General features: G+C 43.1%; 2 protein-coding genes. Both read right to left on the bottom strand.

Going from position 1 to position 2,054, the window contains the following annotated elements; genetic code table 11:
• Positions 1 to 86: 86 nt before the first annotated feature.
• The gene (locus KDK18_RS06300; RefSeq protein WP_257254020.1) at positions 87 to 392 is read right to left on the bottom strand and encodes a hypothetical protein; all 306 of its coding nucleotides are present in this window, start codon (positions 390 to 392) and stop codon (positions 87 to 89) included.
• Positions 393 to 570: 178 nt separating this feature from the next.
• Positions 571 to 1,914 carry a serpin family protein gene (locus tag KDK18_RS06295; RefSeq protein ID WP_257254019.1) on the bottom strand — a complete coding sequence of 448 codons (1,344 nt, stop codon included), beginning with the start codon at positions 1,912 to 1,914 and terminating at the stop codon, positions 571 to 573.
• Between the last annotated feature and the right edge of the window lie 140 nt (positions 1,915 to 2,054).

The following is a 2,054-nucleotide window of genomic DNA, read 5'->3' as shown; positions in this document are numbered from 1 at the left end:
TTCTTTTTGTTATCTTATTACGCAATATATAAATAAAGGGTCCACCAAATCGGATTGGTTGTATTGTATTTCCTTCATGTGTTCTCTTAGAACCAGCGTGTGTTAAAGCTGCGCCCGTTAAGGTGTTCGTCAGCTTGTACATCATGACTTGAGTCGTCATTTACTGGTATTGCCGATTGGGAAAGCGATGTATCATGTTGAGAGGGGAGATCCTTATCTCTCATATTACACGACGGTATCGGGCAGAATGTGAAGTCTTCTGAATCGTAACTAAAGCCGCATTTGTCACAAGTTACAGCCAGAAGTTCTGAGGGTTGCAACAGTAAATAGAGCAACACCAGAACGATTCTGTACTGGCAGATTGAATCGGAAGGCTCACTCAGTAAAACCACGTTTGCACCTTATCGTTTTGACTTTAGAGTTTTTGTCGGAATAAGCGCCTTGTTTCCTGAATCAGCTTTTCTATCGGGACGCTCCACTGAATGTGGAAATCGGAATTCAATATAGAATAGTTTCTTTGTTATTTTCCATCGATTGCGGTGAGGGGGGCAAGAGGCTACCCCATGGCAATTAGTCGGCTTCCGGTTCTGGACTGCTTGCTTCTGAGTCCAGATGATCAATTGACTGCCCAATGAAGATGATTCTTTTTGTTATTTTATTACGAAATATATAAACAAAGGGTCGATCAAATCGGATTGATTGTATTGTTTCTCCATCATGTGCTCTCTTGGAACCAGCGCCTGATAAAGAGGCCCCCCGGGCTACTTGTTCACTGAACACATTTATAGGAGCAGGTAGAACTGGCACAGCTCCTGAACTCAGATCGTTGGTAACAACAGCAATGGCCAGTGAACCTGATTGACTTAGAGCTTCGCTCAAGTCAGTGTTTTTATCAACGTTAGAGTGTGGAAGTTCGGGCGTCATCGTTGAGCTGGAAGGAAAAGATTCTTTGGCGTCTAATGACGAAAATAATGTGCTTATTACTTCTGACCTTAACTCATTAGGCAATAACCTTGTCTGGGGTAAAATTAAAATTATTTCATCGTTCTCCAGGTAGGGAAAGGTAAATGCTTCCCAATCATCGTGATTGGCGTATTGGGAAGGATTAATTTTTCCTCCCGTAATTCTGTCTAAAGCGGCTAGTTGGCCATCGGGTAAGGTAAATAACGCTGCATCTTGGGTACCGAAAGCCCTTTTCCACATAGCTATAATGTAAAAACAACTATAGAATTCTATGATCGCAGATAAACGGCAATTGTCGTGCATGCAGTGATGTTGAATGATACCATGCATTGAACGGCCAAAATTTGTGTTGAGCACTTGAGCCAAGCTTTCTAAAGGTCCAAGATTGGTGAAGTCGACATTACCAGGAGCATTGTCGGCTATGTGTTTAAGTCTCTCTTTATAAATCGCCAGAGACCGAGCTTCACTGGCTGAGGGCATGCTAGATGCTGCTCCATCGGTTGGATCAGAATACTCATCTTCCCTTTGAAGTTGATCCAATTGCTTGTTCGCACCGTCAGCACCTGCCTGTAACAGTAGCAGTGCCACTGTCTGAAAAAGACTATCAGGGGAAATGACAAAATCTTCATGAGGAAGATTGAGTGCTGTATGGACAAATTGATCGATGGCAAACTCCTGATTTTTCAGCGATTCATCAGCTTGTACATCAGGAGTTGAGACTGGATTGACTGGTGTTGCCGATTGGGATGGCACGGTGTCATGTTGATGGGGGTGATCTTCTTGATAACACGCCAACGACGGGCAGAATGTGTCGTCTTCCTGATCGTAATTAAAGCCGCATTTGTCACAAGTTACAGCCGGAAGTTGTGAGGGTTGCAATAGTAAATAGAGCAACACCAGAACGACCCTGTAGTGGCAGATTGAATCGAGAGACTTACTGAGTAAAATCACGTTTGTACCTTATTCTCTTCACTTTAGAGTTTTCATCTGAATAACCTCCTTGTTTACTGGGCTGTTGTCTTGCTTGGGCGATCAACGGAATATGAAATCCGCAGTTCAATACAGAGTAGCTTCTTAGTTATTTTCCATCC

Source organism: Endozoicomonas sp. SESOKO3 (assembly GCF_024606255.1).
Note: the sequence above shows the minus strand (reverse complement) of the source record. Positions and strands in the feature narration are given on the sequence as shown.